At 75.6% G+C, this 1,825-nt stretch carries 1 protein-coding gene and 1 pseudogene; both read right to left on the bottom strand.

From position 1 onward, the window contains the following. Positions 1 to 1,674, bottom strand: a 1,674-nt coding sequence (locus tag KBX53_RS31855) for an ABC transporter permease (protein ID WP_210863525.1), incomplete at its 3' end; no start/stop codon positions are given. Continuing rightward, positions 1,671 to 1,825, bottom strand: a pseudogene (locus tag KBX53_RS36695) (ABC transporter ATP-binding protein); the annotation flags it as partial. The pseudogene KBX53_RS36695 and the gene KBX53_RS31855, both read right to left, overlap by 4 nt.

The raw sequence follows: 1,825 nt of genomic DNA, 5'->3' as shown, positions 1-1,825 counted from the left end.
CAGCAGCGTGGCGTCGTCGACCTTCCGGTACGGCACCACCCGGGCCAGCGCGCCGTGCGCCGCCTCGGCCCGACTCACCACAGCCGGCGGCAGCGTCGCACCGTTGCCGGTGACCTCGAAGTCGGTGGGGGCCGCGAGCGCCATCTCGCGGTCGGCGAGGACCTGCAACGACGTGCCGCCGATGACCACCCCGGAGATCAGTGTCGTGCCCAGCGCGACCACGACGGAGACCGCGGCCGCCCGGCGCGGCGCCCCGCCGATGCCACCGACCGACATCCGCCCGAGCGGCCCGAGCTGGCGCAGCGGCCGACCGACCACTGCCAGCACCGGGCGTACCAGCAGCGGACCGAGGGCGACCAGCGCGAAGAACGCCAGCGCGCCGGACCCGACCAGCAGAAGCAGCGGCATCGCGGGGTCGTAGCTCGACTGGTCCGGCTTCGGCAACTGACTGATCGTCGCGACCGCCGCCAGTACCGCACCGATGGCCAGGATCAGCCCGCCGACCAGACGCAGGACCCCGATGCCGCGCCGGCCGGCGGTGGTGCTCGCCGTCCGCAGTGCCTCCAGCGGGGAGACCCGGGCGGCCGAGAGCGCCGGTGCCAGCACGGCCAGCACGGTGAGCACGACAGCACCGATCACCACCAGGACCGCCGTCGCCAGTGGCAGGCCCGGCGCGGAGACCGCGCGGCCGGTGGCGCGCAGCACCGCCGGCAGCGCGTACCCGAGGGCGAGGGCACTGACGACCCCGACGACGCCGGCGACCAGCCCGGTCAGGGCTCCCTCGGCGGTCAGGGCCCGCACCAGGGTGCCCCGACTCGCGCCGACCGCCCGCAGCAGCGCGAGCTGCCGCATCCGCTGGGCGAAGACGATGCGGAAGGTCGAGGTGACCACCAGCGCCGCGGCGACGACGGCGATGGAGACGAACATGCCGACCAGGATGAAGAGTCGCCCGACCTCCTCGGCCGCCGCGTTGGCCTCGGCCTCGCGCACCTCGGCGCCGGAGCGGATCGGCTGGCCGGCGACCGCCGCGCTCACCCGTTGGCGGACGACCTCCGTCGAGGCGTCGGCGGAAACTCGCAGGTCGACGCGCTCCACGCCGGTGAGGCGCGCCCAGGCGATCACCGCGCTGTCCGGGGCGTACGCGTCGTCGCCGGCGTCGGCGGCGGAATCCCCCACGCCGGTCACGGTGAGTGCGGCGGGGGCGGTGCGCTCACCGCCGGTACCGCTGGTGGTGGTGCCGACCGAGAGCCCGAGCCGCTCGGCGGTGCGCGGCGTGACCGCGATCTCGCCGGGCTGGTCCGGGTAGCTGCCCTCGATCAGCCGGACCGTGCTCAGCGGGCCGGTGCCCGGATCGGCCTGGAGGTTGAGGTAACCCTCGCCGACGGAGATCCCGGCCGACGCCCGGGCCACCGCCTCGGCCACCCCGGGCACGGCCCGGATCTGCCGCACGTCCGCCACGGTGGGTGGCGGCTCGCCGGGGCTGCCGATCACGAGGTCGGTGACGGCCGGGGTGCCGCTGAGGTTGTCCCGCACGGTCCGCTCGGTGATCTGCTGCACCAGCACGGTGCCGAAGACGACGAACGACGCGACCAGGATCGCCAGGCCGGTCAGGATCAGCCGGCCGGGCCGCCGGGCCGCGGCGGCCGTCTGGGTACGCAACACCGTCGCCCTCATGCCCGGGCCGCCAGCTCACGCAGGGCGTCGGTGACCGACACCTGGTCCGGCTTGTCGATCTCGCCGGCCAGCCGCCCGTCGGCGAGCAGCACCACCCGGTCGGCGTACGCGGCGGCGATCGGGTCGTGGGTGACCATGACGACGGTCTGGC

Source organism: Micromonospora sp. M51, assembly GCF_018070305.1.
Taxonomy (GTDB): Bacteria; Actinomycetota; Actinomycetes; order Mycobacteriales; family Micromonosporaceae; genus Micromonospora; species Micromonospora parva.
Note: the sequence above shows the minus strand (reverse complement) of the source record. Positions and strands in the feature narration are given on the sequence as shown.